The sequence below is a fragment of the Leifsonia sp. SIMBA_070 genome, from assembly GCF_046534635.1.
In the GTDB taxonomy this organism is placed as follows: Bacteria; Actinomycetota; Actinomycetes; order Actinomycetales; family Microbacteriaceae; genus Leifsonia.
In genome coordinates, this window is record NZ_JAWRYK010000411.1 from 1 (window position 1) to 264 (window position 264).

1 protein-coding gene is annotated in these 264 nt (G+C 75.0%); it reads left to right on the top strand.

The window, feature by feature from the left end; translation table 11 throughout:
- Nucleotides 1-264, top strand: a 264-nt coding sequence (locus SB754_RS20880; protein ID WP_410784264.1) for a glycosyltransferase, incomplete at both ends; no start/stop codon positions are given.

The window sequence follows — 264 nt, forward strand, 5'->3', positions numbered from 1 at the left end:
CTCCCTACCCCGCAACGGGCGACCCGTACTTCTCCCCGCTCAAGGTCCTCGAGTACCTGGCGGCGGGAGCGGTCGTGGTCGCCTCCCGCGTCGGCCAGCTGCCGGAGCTCATCGACCACGGCCGGACCGGGGTGCTCGTCGCGCCCTCCGACACCGACGCGCTCGCGTCGGCGCTGTTCCTGCTGGCCGAGGATCCGGCGCTGCGGCGCGAGCTCGCGGAGGCCGGCCGCGACGAGATCGAGCGCACGCGCACCTGGCGTCACG